15 protein-coding genes and 1 pseudogene are annotated in these 16,062 nt (G+C 70.3%); 7 read left to right on the forward strand and 9 right to left on the reverse strand.

The window, feature by feature from the left end:
- Together ACZ68L_RS36625 and ACZ68L_RS36630 are read right to left on the reverse strand one after the other, a co-directional pair.
- A pseudogene (locus ACZ68L_RS36625) lies at positions 1–96 on the reverse strand (ATP-binding cassette domain-containing protein); the annotation flags it as partial.
- A 495-nt stretch (positions 97–591) separates the two neighbouring features.
- Positions 592–1,428 carry a helix-turn-helix domain-containing protein gene (locus tag ACZ68L_RS36630; RefSeq protein ID WP_469586263.1) on the reverse strand — a complete coding sequence of 279 codons (837 nt, stop codon included), beginning with the start codon at positions 1,426–1,428 and terminating at the stop codon, positions 592–594.
- A gap of 112 nt (positions 1,429–1,540) precedes the next feature.
- Between ACZ68L_RS36630 and ACZ68L_RS36635 the strand changes: the two genes are divergently transcribed.
- From ACZ68L_RS36635 to ACZ68L_RS36655, 5 genes are all read left to right on the forward strand, one after another.
- Positions 1,541–2,776, forward strand: coding sequence for a CynX/NimT family MFS transporter (locus tag ACZ68L_RS36635; protein ID WP_469586266.1), 1,236 nt, complete (start codon positions 1,541–1,543; stop codon positions 2,774–2,776).
- A 414-nt stretch (positions 2,777–3,190) separates the two neighbouring features.
- Complete coding sequence (locus tag ACZ68L_RS36640; RefSeq protein ID WP_469586269.1) at positions 3,191–3,946, forward strand: TetR/AcrR family transcriptional regulator; 756 nt, start codon at positions 3,191–3,193, stop codon at positions 3,944–3,946.
- Positions 3,943–5,634 (forward strand): MFS transporter, encoded by a 1,692-nt coding sequence (locus ACZ68L_RS36645; RefSeq protein WP_469586272.1) that lies wholly within the window; start codon positions 3,943–3,945, stop codon positions 5,632–5,634. The genes ACZ68L_RS36640 and ACZ68L_RS36645 overlap by 4 nt, the downstream gene beginning before the upstream one ends.
- Before the next feature lie 143 nt (positions 5,635–5,777).
- Positions 5,778–6,116 (forward strand): DUF6204 family protein, encoded by a 339-nt coding sequence (locus ACZ68L_RS36650; protein ID WP_469586274.1) that lies wholly within the window; start codon positions 5,778–5,780, stop codon positions 6,114–6,116.
- A gap of 70 nt (positions 6,117–6,186) precedes the next feature.
- Positions 6,187–6,735: a DUF2087 domain-containing protein gene (locus ACZ68L_RS36655; RefSeq protein WP_469586277.1), complete on the forward strand. Its 549-nt coding sequence runs from the start codon at positions 6,187–6,189 to the stop codon at positions 6,733–6,735.
- A 608-nt stretch (positions 6,736–7,343) separates the two neighbouring features.
- Here ACZ68L_RS36655 and ACZ68L_RS36660 read toward each other — a convergent pair.
- Positions 7,344–8,024 carry a response regulator transcription factor gene (locus ACZ68L_RS36660; RefSeq protein ID WP_469586280.1) on the reverse strand — a complete coding sequence of 227 codons (681 nt, stop codon included), beginning with the start codon at positions 8,022–8,024 and terminating at the stop codon, positions 7,344–7,346.
- Positions 8,015–9,166, reverse strand: a complete 1,152-nt coding sequence (locus ACZ68L_RS36665) for a sensor histidine kinase (protein ID WP_469586284.1) — start codon at positions 9,164–9,166, stop codon at positions 8,015–8,017. Before ACZ68L_RS36665 ends, ACZ68L_RS36660 begins: the two co-directional genes overlap by 10 nt.
- A 192-nt stretch (positions 9,167–9,358) precedes the next feature.
- Between ACZ68L_RS36665 and ACZ68L_RS36670 the strand changes: the two genes are divergently transcribed.
- A complete protein-coding gene (locus ACZ68L_RS36670) occupies positions 9,359–10,627 on the forward strand; it encodes a serine hydrolase domain-containing protein (RefSeq protein WP_469586286.1) in 1,269 nt (422 codons plus the stop codon).
- Between the two features lie 134 nt (positions 10,628–10,761).
- On the opposite strand, the gene ACZ68L_RS36675 is transcribed toward ACZ68L_RS36670, so the two are convergent.
- Both ACZ68L_RS36675 and ACZ68L_RS36680 read right to left on the reverse strand, forming a co-directional pair.
- Positions 10,762–11,022: a hypothetical protein gene (locus ACZ68L_RS36675; RefSeq protein ID WP_469586289.1), complete on the reverse strand. Its 261-nt coding sequence runs from the start codon at positions 11,020–11,022 to the stop codon at positions 10,762–10,764.
- A gap of 282 nt (positions 11,023–11,304) precedes the next feature.
- Complete coding sequence (locus ACZ68L_RS36680; RefSeq protein ID WP_469586292.1) at positions 11,305–11,883, reverse strand: GrpB family protein; 579 nt, start codon at positions 11,881–11,883, stop codon at positions 11,305–11,307.
- 266 nt (positions 11,884–12,149) lie between these two features.
- Here ACZ68L_RS36680 and ACZ68L_RS36685 point away from each other — a divergent pair, with 266 nt between their 5' ends.
- The gene (locus ACZ68L_RS36685) at positions 12,150–12,758 is read left to right on the forward strand and encodes a DUF402 domain-containing protein (protein WP_469586295.1); all 609 of its coding nucleotides are present in this window, start codon (positions 12,150–12,152) and stop codon (positions 12,756–12,758) included.
- Positions 12,759–12,783: 25 nt separating this feature from the next.
- On the opposite strand, the gene ACZ68L_RS36690 is transcribed toward ACZ68L_RS36685, so the two are convergent.
- The 3 genes from ACZ68L_RS36690 to argC are packed head-to-tail and all read right to left on the reverse strand — an operon-like array spanning position 12,784 to position 15,999.
- The gene (locus ACZ68L_RS36690) at positions 12,784–13,905 is read right to left on the reverse strand and encodes an iron-containing alcohol dehydrogenase (RefSeq protein WP_469586299.1); all 1,122 of its coding nucleotides are present in this window, start codon (positions 13,903–13,905) and stop codon (positions 12,784–12,786) included.
- A complete protein-coding gene (gene pgk / locus ACZ68L_RS36695; RefSeq protein ID WP_469586302.1) occupies positions 13,902–15,158 on the reverse strand; it encodes a phosphoglycerate kinase in 1,257 nt (418 codons plus the stop codon). Before pgk ends, ACZ68L_RS36690 begins: the two co-directional genes overlap by 4 nt.
- Complete coding sequence (gene argC, locus ACZ68L_RS36700) at positions 15,148–15,999, reverse strand: N-acetyl-gamma-glutamyl-phosphate reductase (RefSeq protein ID WP_469586305.1); 852 nt, start codon at positions 15,997–15,999, stop codon at positions 15,148–15,150. Before argC ends, pgk begins: the two co-directional genes overlap by 11 nt.
- Positions 16,000–16,062 lie beyond the last annotated feature (63 nt).

Here is a 16,062-nt window from a genome sequence, read left to right on the forward strand (position 1 = left end):
CTTGTCCGCCAGGTAGATGCCGGTGAGCAGGCGGGTGAGTGTGGATTTCCCCGAGCCGTTCGCGCCGACGATCGCGAGGATCTGACCGCGCTCCAACAGCCACTTGCCCAGAGTCGTAACAAAGTCCTACTAGAACCGCTCGGCATGGACTCGATCCCGCTCCTAAAGCGGGTGTCGCAGGTCCGAATTCTGCCGGGGGCACAACGCGCTACCGCTCTGACCTGGGGTTATCCCTCAGGAGTCTTACTCGGCCTCGAACGTCTCGTCCGGGGCCGTTTGCGTGCGCGCTGCGTGAGTGGACGGGGCAGCAGTCCCCCACATATCTCCCAACCGATCAGCACCATCCGGCACGGAGCGAGGTGCCCGTGCGCGCGGAACACGGCGGGCGGTGGCCTCGGCGATCGCGAGATCCCACCTCGGGGAGCAGGCTCGTGTACGTGTCCGCCGTGATGGTGATCGAGGAGTGCCCAAGTATCTCCGGGACGCTCTTCAGGTCGGCGGCGGCCGCATGGGCGAGGGGCGCCGCACCGTTGCCCCGCAGCGGAGGCGTGCGGGGGTGAGGCGGTTTTTCGGTCGGGGCGGGTGCCGGTGTCAGGAAATAGACCGGAGGCGGCCCAAGGGGCGGCGAGGGAGTCGATTCAGGGCCTCGGCAGTGGCCTCATCCTCGGGGAGGAAAATCACGAGCTGCTGGGAGTCGCCGGGCAGTTCGAGGATCTCGCGGAGCAGCCGGAGCTGATGCCCGCCGGGGTGATTGAGCCGGAGGATGCCACGGCGCGGCATTATGTCCCGATTCAGGCGGCGGGTGAACTCGTCGCCGGCGACGGGGGTCAGGCCGGCGGTGAGCCACTCCAGGTTCTCCAGGGACGGCGCCTGCCACAGGTCAAAGGTCTGCTCGTCCGCGATATCGTCCCAGTCGGCGAAGAAGGTCCGGGCCCGCGGGTCGGTGAAGAGGTAGTGGTTGAGGTTGGGACGGTCGGCATCGAGCAGCCCGGTCCCGCCGGTGACCGCCTGGTAGCCGGAGGTGTGGGCAAGCACGTCGCCCAGCCGGTTGGACACGATCGCCACGCCCGGTTCGAGGAGTTCGAGGGTGCTCAGGACGGGCGCGCGCACCCGCCGGGAGGGTGGCACGGGCCTGATGTCGACCGCGCAGGAGTCACTGGTGATCTTGGCGAGGTAGCGCAGGTGGTTGCGCTCCGATGCGTTCAGGCACAGCGCGTCGGCGAGCGCGTTCACCACTGCCGGTGAGGGGTTGCGGTCGCGGCCCTGCTCGATCCGGGCGAGGTACTCGACGCTGACGTCGGCCCGGTTGGCGAGGTCCAGCCGGCGCAGCCCCGGCGACCGGCGGCGTTGCCGCTCCGGCAGCCCGAGGGGCCCCGGTTGGACGGCGTCTCGCTTGGCTCGGATGAAGTTGCCCAATGGTGTGCCCACGTCGTGAGGGTAGGGGCCCGGCTGTCGATCGCGAGGAGCCGAGGGTGGCCCTGCGGGGGCTGGCCTGAGGGGGATCTGGATACCCGCCGTCCCGCCGACCGATGCTCAAGGCATGAAGAACACGTCGACGCGACGCGCCGGTCAAGTGCTGTTGGTGTGGGGGCTGCTGGTGGTGGCCGCCAACCTTCGGGCGAGTCTGACCGGTGTCGGGCCACTCTTGAACCGCGTGCAGTCCGACCTGGGCCTGGCTCCGGCCGCCGCAGGCCTGCTGAACACGCTGCCGCTGCTGGCGTTCGCGGCTCTGTCGCCGCTGGTGCCAAGGCTGGCCGCGCGGTGGGGGGAGGAACGGCTCCTCGGCGGCGCGCTGGTGGTGCTGACAATCGGCATCGCGGTCCGCTGGATCCCCACGGCGGCAGGCCTGTTCATCGGCACCGTGCTGATCGGCGCGGGCATCGCGGTGGGCAACGTACTGCTGCCGAGCCTCATCAAGCGCGACTTCCCGACCAAGGTCGGCCTGCTGACCAGCGCCTACGCCATGGTGATGGGAGGGGTGGCAGCTCTGGCCTCCGGAGTGGCGGTGCCGATCGCCGAGGCTGCTCCCGGTGGCTGGCACACCGCGCTGGGCTTCTGGGTGGTCTTCGTCCTGGTGTCGGTGCTGGTGTGGCTGCCGCAGGTGCGGACTTCCGGGTCGGCCGGGCTGGCGCGGAGCCGGCAGCAGTTGCCCTGGAGCTCCGGACTGGCCTGGGCGGTCACTGCCTTCATGGGACTGCAGTCACTGGGCTTCTATGTCGTCGTGACCTGGCTGCCGCAGGTTCTCCAGGACAACGGGGTCAGCCCGGCAGCGGCCGGCTGGCTGCTCTTCTGGTTCCAGGTCGTAGCCGTGCTTACCAGCCTGGCGGTGCCCCGGGCGATGCGCTGGGCGCGGGACCAGCGGGGGTTGGCGACGGCCTGTTCCGTGGTCCTGCTGGTCGGCTATACCGGCCTCTTCGCGGAGCCTCGGTGGGCACTGCTGTGGACTGTGGTCCTCGGCCTCGGCGGCGGCGCCTGCCTGGTGCTCGCCCTGGCGTTCATCAGCCTGCGGGCCCAGGACGCGGCCTCGGCCGGCGGGCTGTCCGCGATGGCGCAGTCCGTCGGCTATCTGCTGGCGGCCGTCGGGCCGGTGGTCTTCGGCCTCCTCCACTCGCTCAGCTCCGGGTGGAGGGCCCCGCTCCTGCTGATGGTCGTCGTCGCGGCCACCCAGACGGTAGCGGCCCTGGTGGCCGGGCGCGGCACGGTGGCCCCGACATGGAGGCCAGGGCCCGAACTCGCCGCTCCAGCGGCGGACCATAGCGCGCCAACCGGCCGTTGATCGCCGCGCGGGGTGCGGGGCCGACGCGGCACACCGAGGACGCGGGGGTGTGTCAACTCGGCGCCGAGAGTCACCGGGTGCGGCACCGGGCGGGAGCGTCGGTCGAGGCGAGTCGCCCTCAGGGGGTCGCCCTCACGAGGCAACTGCAATGACGGGGTCGAGATCCGGCCGGGACGTCTTCGCGCCAGCGGCGATGTCGACATACATGGCTGTTGTCGCGTTCCACTCCGTTGCGGTCGGTTCACGGCGGGATCGCCGCCGACCCGGCCGCGGAACTGGACCGACTGATGCGCCGCTACGTGCGCTGACCTCGGGATTCGTTCCGCCGGTCGTCCTCGGGCTGCCGCCGCCTCCCTTGGGAGCCGGCGGCAGCCCGTCGTCGTACGGAAACCCATTTCAGATACAGACCTGTATTTGGATACAGTCTCGTATCCGACGACGCATCAGGAGGCGATCACCATCACCAGGCGACTCACCCGGCAGCAGAGCCGGGAACTCACCCGCGAGCAGCTGCTGCAGGCCGCGGCCGAACTCTTCGCTGAGCACGGCGTCAACGGCACCTCGGTCGAGCAGATCGTCGAGCACGCCGGCTACACCCGCGGCGCGTTCTACGGCAACTTCGAGGGCAAGCACGAGCTCGTCCTGGCCCTGCTGGACCAGCACACCCAGCGTGAGCTGGAGGAGATGCAGGCGCTCAGCCTCGACGCCGGGTCGTTCGACAGCCTGATGGAGCACCTGAGGTCCTGGTACCGCCAACGCGACGAGACTCTCGGCAGCTGGCTCGCCCTGCGCACCGAGCTCTGGCTCTACGGCCTGCGCGACCCGGAGCTGCTGCCGGTGCTCGCGGACCGCGAGCGGCGTTCGCGCGCCGCGCTCGCCCAGGCGCTGGAGCAGGGCTTCGCCGCCCGCTCGGTGGCTCCCCCGGCCCCGGTCGAGTTCCTGGCCCTCGTCATGTACTCGCTGGGCGACGGCCTGTCCATCCAGCGCGTGCTCTCCCCCGAGGACAGCGACATCGACACCGTCGCTAACGCCATCGAGCTGCTGATGCGCTCGTGGGGCGCGCTCTCCCGGAACCCCGCGCCCGCCGAGGAAGCCTCCCGCCCGTCCCCCGGGCGTCCGACCACCAAGGGTCGGACTCCAGCGATCGAGAAGCCGGAGAAGAACCCATGAGCAGCAAGGCAGGGCAGGCGAAGCAGCCGACCGCCGGACCGCCTGTCGCCTCCGACGCCCCCGCGCCGGACCCGAAGCGGTGGCTCGCGCTGGCCGTTCTGCTGGTCGCCACCTTCATGGACCTGCTGGACGTCAACATCGTGACCGTGGCGATCCCGGCCATCCAGGGCGACCTCGGTGCGTCGGCCGTCGTCATCCAGGCGGTGACCGCCGGCTACACACTCTCCTTCGCGGCCATCCTGATCACCGGTGGCAGGCTCGGCGACATCTTCGGCCGCAAGCGGATGTTCATGACCGGTGTCGCCGGGTTCGTCGTGGCCTCCGCCCTGTGCGCGGCCGCGCAGAACTCCGAGATGCTGGTCGCCTCCCGCATCCTCCAAGGTGTGGCCGCCGCGATCATGGTCCCGCAGGTCCTGGCGATCATCCACGTCACGTTCGCCCCGCAGGAGATCGGCCGCGTCGTCAGTCTGTACGCGGGCATGATCGGTCTGGCCATCGTCGCCGCCCCCATCCTCGGCGGCGCCCTGGTCGACTGGAGCCCGTTCGACCTCGGCTGGCGGAGCATCTTCGTGGTCAACCTGCCGGTCGGCGCGGCCGCCCTGCTCGGGGCCTCGAAGTGGATGAAGGAGTCGAAGTCCCCGCACGCGATGCGGCTGGACCTGATCGGCATGCTGCTCGCGATCATCGGGCTGCTCCTGCTGATGCTGCCGCTCATGCTCGGCCGTGAACTCGACTGGCCCGCCTGGAGCATCACCTGCCTGTTCGGCGCCGCGCCCGTCATCGTGGGCTTCGTCTTCTACGAGCGGTACAAGACCCGCAAGGACGGATCCCCGCTGGTGATCCTCTCCCTGTTCCAGGTCCGCGCGTTCGGCGCCGGCGTCGCGGCGCAGATGCTCTTCAGCGCCGTCCCGGCGGGCTTCTTCCTCAGCTGGACGCTCTACCTCCAGGGCGGCCTGGGCTGGTCGGCGCTGCACACCGGTCTGACCGCGATACCGTTCTCGCTCGGGGTCCCGATCGTCGGCACAATCGCGGTGCGCACGCTCTTCCCCAGGTACGGGCGGTACACCCTGGTGGCGGGCGCCCTGATGATGATGCTCGGCATCGCCTCCTACGCCTGGGTCGCGAACCACGCCGGGAGCGACATCACCTCCTGGCACGCTGTCCCGTCCATGCTCCTGCTCGGCTCCGGCATAGGTCTGCTGATGGCCCCGCTGACCGGTCTGATCCTGCGCGAAGTCAAGCCGCAGGAGGCGGGCGCAGCGTCCGGCATCATCAACGCGACCGGTCAGCTCGGCGCGGCCCTCGGCGTGGCGATCATCGGCGGTGTCTTCTTCTCCGCCCTGGCGAGCAACGCGGGCCCGCAAGCCGACAAGGTCATCCCGACCGTCCAGGCGGTGGCACCTGCCCAGGCCGGGGCGATCCGCAGCTGCGCGACCGACTCGCTCGGCCAGGCCGACCCGACCAAGGTGCCGGAGAGCTGCACCACGCTGCTCGCGAGCGCCCCGGGCACCAGTCAGGACTCCGGCGCCGACGTCAAGTCGATCGGCACCACCCTCGGCGAGATCCGCTCCAAGACCTTCATCGCCACCTACAGCGAGGCTCTGTACTGGGCGGCCGGCGGCCTAGTGCTCGTCACCGGCCTGCTGTTCCTCCTGCCGCACCGGACGCACCGGCCGGAGCAGAAGTGAGCCTCGGCGGCCGAAGGGGGTGCTCGACCCCGGCCGCCGGGCCGACCTGCTGACCTGTCATCGGCTGACATACGGTCAACTCCGCCGTGTGCGCCTGCGGAACGCGGGCCGATGAACGAATCCACACCTGGAGAACCACAGTTATGAGCGGTACGACCTATCAGGTCATCACACACGGCAAGTTCGCCGAGCTCACGGATGAACAGCGTGCGTCCCTGATCGCCCAGGCGGGCGAGCACGACCTGTTCAAGGCCCGGTTCACCGAGGAGGGCACCGTCACCTACGAGCCGGCCCTGCTCACCTTCACCTTCCGCGTCCTCATCCCGGCGACCGAGGAGGACACCGAGGAACTCGTGCTGGGCCGGGCCGAGGAACTGGCCGCAGCCGCCATCCGCAAGCTCGGGGGCGAGTACCGCGACCTCCGGTCGGTCTCCACCGACCTGTCCAAGATCAAGATCAAGGTCAAGCGGAAGGGCCGCTGAGCCCCTGACGGAACCGGCCCCTGCCGGGCACACGGGCCGGGCAGGCTTCAGAAAGGATGCGTTCCCTCTCATGACACCCGAACAACTCGCCATCGAGCTGGCCGATCCGGTGCTGCGCCGGGTCTTCTCGGCGGCCGCCCTCGGCGCGTCGACCTCCGCGGAGATCCTCTCCGTCTCGGGGCTCGGCGCACCGCAGGCCGCCCCGGCCATCGGGCGGCTCGTCCGCAGCGGACTGCTCGTCCAGGGGCGCGGCTCGCTGGCCCTGGACGACGACGCCCTCGCCGCGGCCGCGGAGACCGCCTCCCGGCGTGTGGCGGAGGAGACGGCGGCCGACCAGCCCGACCCGCAATTGCGCGGCCACATCCGCGGCGGCATCCTGGTCAACGTGCCGGAGCAGGACGCCGACGCCCGTCGCGCGGTCCTCGGGCACGTCGCCGGGAGCACCTTCGCCGCCGGCGACGACTACGACGAGCGGACGGTGACCGACCGCCTGCAGCCATGGTGCGAGGGCGGCGCACTGGACGCCGTCTCGCTGCGGCGCGCCCTCGTCGACGACGGACTCCTGGCCCGCGAGTCCGGACGCTACCGGCTCGCCGCCCCGGTGGGCTGCGCCGGATGAAGACCGCGGAAGGCCCCGCACACTCGGTGGGTTCCAGGGGCAGTTGCAACACGTGGTCGGTTTGATCAGGCCGCGAAGAGTCTATGCAGGCGCTCGGCTGGGGCTCCCCAGTCGAGCGCTGTGCGTGGGCGGCCAGAGCCGGACGTACTCCTCCCGCTCACGGACCAGGATCCTTCGCCCCTGAGCCACCGTCCGGTTCTTCCGGATCTCGAACGTCGCACCCCTTGAGCTGGGGTGTTACCTCGATCTCTAGGAGCTGTTCGAGGTTCGGATGATGTAGTTGGGGTCAGGTGTCCTTTCCAACGAAGTTAGTCGGCTGAGGGGTCGGTGACCAGAGCGGAAAGCTGGTTCACCGTGCGACCACGGCTGCCAGTACACGTCCATAGAACCCACCACACGCGTGGACGCCGTCGACGGCGTGGTCTTCGCGCTGGAGGTCGTCGGTCGAGGACTGGAGCGGTGCCCGGCGTCCTGCGTGACCTCTCGCGGGGAGAGGTGCTTCCGGAGCCAGCTCGATGTCAACGCACGGGCTGCCATGAACTCTCGGGGCGCCCGTCGAGCTGGTCCGGAAGGGACGATGCAGTTGTTCCATGGGGGCACTGCGCTATTCATGTCGGTGGGTGTGATGTCGTCGGGTTGAGCGCGGTATCGCCATGGCGGCGGAGGTAGGCCAGGACGGCGCGGACGCGGCGGTGGCCGCTGTCGCCGGCCGACAGGCCGAGTTTGAGGAAGACGTTGCCGATGTGTTTGTGGACGGCGTTGTCGGTGATGACGAGCCGTTGGGCGATGGTCGCGTTGTCGTGGCCCTCGGCCATCAGCGCGAGGACCTCGCGCTCGCGTGCGGTCAGGGCATCGACGGGATCGCCGTGTGCCAGGAGTTGGGCGATGACTTCGGGGTCCATGGCGGTGCCGCCGCCGGCCACACGGCGCAGCGCGTCGGTGAATTCCGCGATGCGGCTCACGCGGTCTTTGAGCAGGTATCCGATGCCGCCTTGGGCGTCGGCAAGGAGGCGGCCCGCGTATTCCTGCTCCACGTACTGCGACAGGACCAGGACGGGAAGTCCGGGATGGTCGCGGCGGGCCTGGACCGCGGCCCGGATGCCCTCGTCGCGGAAGGTCGGGGGCAGCCGCACGTCCACGATGGTGACGTCCGGCCGGTGGGTCTCGACGGCGGTGAGGAAGCCGAGGGCGTCGGCCGCGATCTCGACGACCTCGAAGCCCTGGGAGTTGAGCAGGAGCTCGAGCCCGGATGACAGCAGGACGTTGTCCTCGGTGATCACTACGCGCACGGAAGCTCCACGGTGATGGTGGTCGGCCCGCCTGGCGGGCTGCTGATCTTCATGGTGCCGTCCAGAGCGGCGGCGCGGCGGCGCATTCCGTCCAGGCCGGACCCTCGGGCGGCGTCCGCCTCGCCGGTCCCGTTGTCGGCGATCTGCGCGCAGAGCAGCGCGCCGTTGCTGGTCACGCGAACTGAGGCATGGGTGGCCCGGCTGTGTCGGGCGATGTTCGCCAGTGCCTCGGTGACGGCGAAGTAGACGACCGCTTCGACCGCTGCGGGGATCTCACCGAGCGGGCCGATGTCGATGCGGGTCGGCACTCCGGCCCTGGTGGTCAGGGTTCTGAGCGCGCCGGAGAGGCCCTGGTCAGCCAGCACCGGGGGATAGATGGTGCTGATGACGGAGCGCAGCTCGGTCATCGCGTCCTCGGTCTCGGCGTGGGCCTGTCGCACCAGAGCGGCGGCCGCGTCGGGTTGGTCGGAGAGGCTTTCGCCGGCCACGGCGAGCCGCATCGCGATGGCCACGAGCCGGGCCTGGGTGCCGTCGTGCAGATCCCGTTCAATCCGCCGGAGTTCCGCACCGTGTGCCTGCAGGACGTCCGTACGTGTTCGGGTGAGTTCGGTGACGCGTTCGCCCAGTTGCTCCGCGGGCGATGGCGCCAGGACCGCGAGGCAGCACCGGGCGTGCGCTCGGGCGAGCGGCGGGAGGGCGATGGCGGCCAGTGCCGCCAGGACCACGAGATTCACCAGCCCGAGCGGCAACGCGCTGCCCCAGCCGGTGATGCGAACGCTGACCACTGGCAGCCACGGCGCTGTGGGAAAGGCCCACCACAACAGCGTAACGACGGGAGTGAGAAACAGGCAGCCCAGACAGACCAGGGCAAGGGCGCCCGACGGCAGGCCGGTGACCACCTGCGTCACGAGCCACGCAAGGTTGCGGCGGGCGGCGCGCGGGCGCGGCTCGACCGACCGCCCCAGCAGCGCCCCGGCGCGCCGGCGATGCTGCTCCGTCCAGGGCTGCGCCAGCGACGGAAGGCACAGCAGGGGTGCCGCAGCGAGCGCCACCACCGCGGACACCAAAGTGGCCAGCAAGTAATGCCCGCTGCGCCATGCCTTGAGCCACCATGCGCGGGCCGCGCCGGGTATGCCGAGCACTTGTCTCGCTTTCCCTTTGTCGTGCAAGAGGACCGTGGGAGGCCCCACGTTGTCGTGCAAGAGGACCGTGGGAGGCCCCACGCGATTGACCCTAGACAACCAGGCGACCCTGCGGCACTACAGGCAGCTGTACCTTTCGTCCGGGTGCCTGCGGTAGCGCCCCTCCATCGGATGCTTATCTAGCGTGTGGGCATGAGATTCACAAGCCCGAGCGCCGTGCCGCACTCGGACACTCCCGTGTCCGACCAGCCCGATCGGCGGCACCGCCCCACCGGCAAACGGTGGGCGGCTGCCGTTGCGGCCGTCCTCGTCATTGCAGGCACGGCCGTTGCCGTCCAATTGTCGGCCCACGCACGCGACTCGGCCGCGCCCGGATACGGGCAAGACGATCTGCGCCGGGACACCGACGCCATCGAGGCACTGGGGGTCACCGGCGTCCAGGCACGGGTGACCACCGGCCCTGGCAAGGACCTGGTCGCCACCAGCGGCGTCGCCGAGGCTGGCACGAACCGTCCGGTGCCCCACGACGGCCGCTTCCGGATGGCCAGCACCGGCAAGGCGCTCGTGGCCACCGTGGTCCTGCAACTGGTGGACGAGGGCAAGCTGGCGCTCGACGACACGGTGGACCGCCGGCTGCCCGGCTTGGTGGACGGCAACAGCAATGACGGACGCCGGATCACCATCCGCCAACTCCTCCAGCACACCAGCGGCATCCACGACGACGACCTCCCCGGCTACACCACCCCGCAGGAGTACTACGAGCGCCGGTACGACACCTACGCACCCCAACAGATCGTCGCGCTGGCGATGAGGCACCGCCCGGACTTCCCACCCGGCGCCGGGTGGAGCTACTCCAACACCGGCTACGCCCTGCTCGACATGATCATCGAGAAGGTCACAGAACGCCCTTGGCATAAGGAGGTTGAGGACCGGGTCCTGAAACCGCTTGGCATGGAGCACACCTACCTGCCGGGCAGCACCCCTGCACTCCGGCCTCCACACGCCAACGGCTACCAGGTTTTCCCCTCCGGCGAACGGGTCGACGTCACCGAGGTGATCCTCCCCGACCCCGGCAGCTACGTCTCCACCACTGCGGATGTCAACCGCTTCTTCCAGGCCCTGCTCGGCGGCAAGGTGCTGCCCCGGGCACGGCTGGCCGAGATGCGGGACACCGTCCCGGTCAACAAGGAGATCCAGGCGTTCTGGCCGCACGGACGCTACGGCCTCGGTCTGGTCGAACGGCCCCTGTCCTGCGGCGGCAGCTACTGGAGCCACGAAGGAGGCGACGGCGGCTACATCACCCTGAACGGCGCCACCGACGACGGCAGGCGCACCGTGACCGTCTCCATGTCCACCGCCCTGGGTGACTCGCCCGACAACGCACTCCGGCAGGAGCAAGCCGCCAGTAAGCTCGTCGACCACGCGCTGTGCGACACCCCCGGCAACGGGCAGGACAGGTAACTACCCCCCCAGCATGCGGGGATGGACCCACAGGTGAGAGTACGGGACCACCCCCGCACGCGCGGGGAAAGCAGTGAAGTGATGTTGTGTAGCCGCTTCACGCCGGTGTCCCACTGCAGCGGGACACCGGGCAGTCAGAAGTGGGGGTTCTCGGTGGGCCGGTCGGCCTCTGTGGCGGCTTGAAGTAGTTCGGTGAGGTCGTCGGGTTCGGAGGAGCGCTGGTCGATCCACCACCCGGCGCGGGTGATGGTGCGGGCGGCTTCCTCGATCTCCTCCCACTCCGTCTCGGTGGTTTCGCCTTCGAGGACCAGGACGGTGCAGGCGGAGGCCAGGACTTGGTGGCGACAGCGCACACCCCAGGCGATGGCACGCTCGGTTCTCGCCAGGGGCGGCATCCGGTACCGCTTGGACCAGGTTCGGATTCGGCCTGCTCTTCGGCCCGCTTGGCCTCCAGCAGCGTTCCTGGCCGTCCTGCGTGAGGTGGCCGTACTGGTCCACCGTGACCTTGATCGAGCGATGCCCGAGCCAACGAGACACCTCGTGGATGGACACGCCGCTCGTCAGGGTCACGGTGGCCCACGCTGAGATCATCGGTGGCCGCACCTGTCTTCCCACCGGCCCCCACCGATGACCGAGCCACTCGGTCGCCGACTTGGGCACGGTCGTCGGCAGCTCGGTCAGGCTGCTCGCGCGGCGCTCCAGCCGGTCTCGGCGGCCCATCGTTCGGCCGCCCGCATCAGCACCTCCGTGGCGGGGGCCTTGATCTGCCCGTAGTCCAACAGATCCGGCACGCTCAAGGCCAGCCGCTGCTTGAATGCCCCCCACGCCCGGCGGACGGCATCGTCCGCGCGCAAGTAGTCCCGGAACAACAGCGCGAAGCGGGCATTGGGCCCGCCGCTCTCCCGAAGGTGGACGTTGCACGAGCGTGCGCCGATCGGCGGCGCGAAAACGAGTTTGCGGCACTGCTGACCGCCGGAGACCTCGATGCGGTTCCACGGCTCGGGGCGGCACCGGAAGCCGATCGCCGCGAGCAGCGGTGCATCCCGCGCCTCGTCGATCGACCTCATCCGCACCTGCACATCGATGCAGTCCTTGGCCGGCAGGCCCGGTACCGACGTGGATCCCACGTGGTCGACGTCGAACGCGAGGTCGCCCAGCGCATCTCGCAAAACCCCGGCAAGCAGCTCGAACTCCGCCGGCCACTGAGGACAGTACTCAACCACGGCGACCTGACTGCGCTCATCGGGAAACGGCATATCGCCACACGCTACATCCCGGACGAGTGACGCAGCCGACAGCTGGAGCGACACTCCGTTTTCCCAGATCAGAGCACATAATGCTGCCCCGCTGTCGGTGTCCCGTGCTGCACCGTCCATAGGCATCCGCGTTCCCCCTGTCGCCTTGGGTTACCAGGCAGTCCCCGTCTGCGCCAGCGCAGCCTCTTGTCGATATCGCACAAGGTCAGGCTGTATCAGGAGGGCGAAGACCGGCAACACTTCCGGGACAACTAAGCTGGTGCGTCATGGAGTCACGATTCCGCGTGGGTGAGGTCATCATCCGGCGAGAGATCCTGGACGGACGCGAATGGCTGGTGTACCCGGTGCGGGTCGCTGCTGACGACGAGCGTGCGCTCGCCGTGTACCTGGCCCAGGGCACGCCGCTCACCTTCGGGCGCGGCGACTTCCGCTGGGGCCTGCACCCCTGGATCGAGTTCGAGCACGTGTGGCAGTCCAGCGGCGTCCTTCAGCTGCAGCGCCCGGGGGACGGCTATTCCGTCTGGGGCCGTTGGGAGGACGCGGTCCTGTCGGAGTGGTACGTCAACTTCCAGGCTCCCCTCGTGCGTACGGATCGCGGGTTCGACACCCTGGACCACGAGCTGGACCTGATCATCCCCGGCGATGGCTCCCCGTACCGGTGGAAGGACGTCGAGCACTTCGAGGAGCGGGTGCGCACGGGCGGCTTCGACGTTGAGGAGGCGGACGCCGTGCGTGCGGCGGCGGCCTCTGTCGTGGACCTCGTCGAGCGTGGCGCGTGCTGGTGGGAGCAGTGGCGTGACTGGCGGGCGCCGGCCGACTGGGGCGTTCCCGCCCCCGTGGCCCTGCAGGACGACGCCTCGCTGGGTGCCCGCTGAGCGGTGTCCGCCTCGGCCGCGCCCGTCAGAACGACTCGGCGTAGAGGGTGAGCAGGTAGTCGCGGTCGACCTGGCCCGCCGGGTCGTTGTCGAGATTGCCCGTCACGCCCTCGACCAGCCGGTCCAGGTCGTTCTTGGCCACCCCGCAGTCCCGCAGCCGGGCCGCCAGACCCGCCGAGGCGAGTAGCCCGCGCACCGCGTCGTGGACGGTGTCGCCGCCCAGCAGCTCGGCGACCGCCGCGAACTCGTCAGGCACCAGGGGCGCGGTGTGCCGCAGCCAGCTCGGGTACAGCACCGCCAGGCCCCGGCCGTGCGAGAGGCCCAGCCCAGGCAGTGAGCCCATGGCCTGCTGCAGCCGGTGCGGCAGGCAGGTGCTGACGTTGGCGACGTTCACACCCCCCAGCAGAGCCGCCCTGCACAGCGCCTCGCGCGCCTCGGGAGAGTCCTCGCCCTTCAGCACGGCCGGCAGATGTGTGGCGATCAGCTCGATCGCCTGGTGCGCCCGGGCCCGGCTCGCCTCGTCCGCGCGGGCGGCGACGCAGCCCTCGACGGCGTGCGCGAAGGAGTCGAAGACGGTCTCCGCCATGACCTCGCGCGGCACTGACGCGATCAGATCGGGGTCGACGATCGCCGTACGCGGGAAGACGGCGTCACCGCGGATGCCGGACCTGAAGTTGCGCACCGTGTCCGTGATGATCGCCCCCTTGGTGACCTCCGAGCCGCTGCCTGCCGTCGTGGGCACGGCCAGCAGCGGCAGCCTGGGCGCCTGCCGGCCCAGCGTCACACCGATGAGGTCACGCACGCTGCCGCCGGAGGGCGCGGTGACGCTCACTCCCTTGGCCGCGTCCAGGGCGCTGCCGCCACCGAGGCCGACGACGAGGTCGCAGCCCTGTGAGCGGGCCCGCGCGGTCGCCTCGTCCACTTCGTCGGACCTCGGGTTGGCCGACACCCGGTCGAAGACTGTGGCGCGGACTCCCGCGGACTCCAGGGACGTCACGACCCGGTCCACATAGCCGTGGGCCCGTGCCGCGCTCCTCCCGGTGACGACAAGCGCGTGCGTGCCGAGCGCGCAGGCGTGCGTCCCGGCCCGGTCCAGCTCGCCGCGGCCGAACTCCACGTGGGTGGGGACGTCGAGGTCCACCTTCATGTATTCACTCCATCCAAGACGTTGTCGTCGGCGCCGTCGTGGCCGTCGGCCCCGCCGCGGCGGGCGTTGTCGCGCAGCGCGTCCAGCACCGCACACGTCCCGGTGGCGAGCAGTTGCAGCGCCGACCCGCCGCCCGTCGATATCGGGCCCGACCAGGGAAGTTCGGCCACCGTGTCGCCACCGAGCAGCAGCGCCGGTCCGGACGTGCGGGACAGCGCGGACAGGATGGTGTCCGCGGACCTGACCTGCCCGTCGAGATACCGGGACGGTGTCCCGGCCAGCACGGCGGAGCCGGCGCCGGCCAGCGACTCGGCCGCCCACGGCTCCAGTTCGAAGTCCACGACAGCGTGCCCGGCCGGCACTGCGTCGCCGACGGGGAAGGGCCGGGCCCCGCCCACGATCCGCCGTCCGTCCACCGGCGCCACCCACACCGTCCGGGGCACGTGGAGCCGCGCCTTCGCCGGTGCGTCCAGCACACCGCGTACGGCGTCCAGGCAGGCGTCGGGCTTGCTGCCCAGGTCGGAGGTGCCGAGTTCGTGGCCCAGGGCGCGCAGCACCGTGTTGAGCACCACGCCGCCCGGCACCACCAGGTCGCAGGTGCGCATCGCGTGGACCAGGCCCACCAGGGTCTTCTCGGGTTTGCGCCCGCCGAGCACGGCCGCGCGGAACACCTCGTCGTCCGGTTTCGCCCAGGGCGCGAGGAACCGGACCTCCGTCACCAGGCTCTCCGCTGCATGGCCCGGCAGCAGACGCAGCACACCGGTGTTGGAGGCATGGGCACGGTGGGCCTTGGAGAAGCCGCCCACGGCGACCGCATCGCCCAGCAGCGCGAACCTTCGGGCCAGTTCGGGATCGTCCCGTTCCTCCCCGGCGTGGTGGCGGGTGTTGCCGAACACGGCGACCTCGCCGGGCGCCAGCGCCTCGGCGGCCCGCACCGCCGCGTCCGAGGCGTTCTCGGGGACGTAGCGCACCGGTCGGCCCAGCCGCCGGGAGAGATGGTCGGCGACATGGTCCAGCGCGGTCGCGGTGTCGTCGCGGTGACTGCCCTGGTGGGACAGCACGGCCACCCGCGCGCCCGCCCCGGCGAGCCGCCGAAGGTCGGCCAGCTCGCTGTCGATCCGCCCGGTGCTGGTCAGGGCCGCAGTCACGTTGAACCCGGCCGAGAAGACCCAGCGTTCGCCCGACGTGATGTGCCGTGCGCTCAGCAGCGGCACGCCGCCCAGCGGGTCGCCCCACCCGGTGTCAGAGGCCATACGTGCGCAGCCCGGTCGTCTCGTCGTGACCGAGCATCACGTTCATGTTCTGCAGGGCTGAGCCCGCCGCCCCGTTGACCAGGTTGTCGCTGACGGAGACGACCTTGGCGATACCGCGCCGTGCGTCGTAGTCCACTCCGATGTGACAGAAGTTGGAGCCGACCACACCGGCGACGCCCGGGTATCTGCGGTAGTCCTTGTCGGTGAGGCCGCCGAGCCGGGGTTCGGCGTTGACCCGGACGAAGAACTCGCCGTCGGCGCCGGTGCCGTAGCGCTCGGTGTAGCGGGTGAGGAGCAGTTCGCGCGAGAGCTCCGCGCGCAGATCCTCCCTGATGCGGACGCTCGCCTGGATATGGATGCCGCGGGCGAAGGGGCCGTGCGCGGTACTGAGGTCGACGGTGACCGGTCCAGCGGCCGGGCCGGAGAGCCGGTCCTCCAGCTCGGGCGCGTGCCGGTGACCCTGGAGGCTGTACGGCAGCATCGACCCGAAGACCTCGGCGTGCAGGATCTCGGTGCGCGGCTTGATGCCGGCGCCCGTGGTCCCGTTGACCGCCGCGATGTGCAGCGGCGCGCCGGGCTCGGCGAAACCAGCGGACAGCAGCGGTTCGAGGCCGAGCAGCGCCGTGATGACGTAACAGCCCGGGTTGGCCACCAGACGGGCCTCGGGCAGCAGGTCTCGGTGGAACTCGGTGACGCCGTACACCGCTTCCGGCAGCAGCTCGGGGGCGGTGTGCTCGGCGCCGTACGCCGCCTGGTAGGCCTGCGGGTCGGCGAACCGGAAGTCAGCGCTGAGATCGACCACCCGGGCCCCGGCCTTGAGCAGTTCGGGTGTCCGTCGCATGTTCTGGCGTCCGCAGAGGCAGAGCTCGGCGACCTCGCCGCGGCTGCCCACATCGTCGACGAA

The organism is Streptomyces sp. NPDC104309 (genome assembly GCF_055584025.1).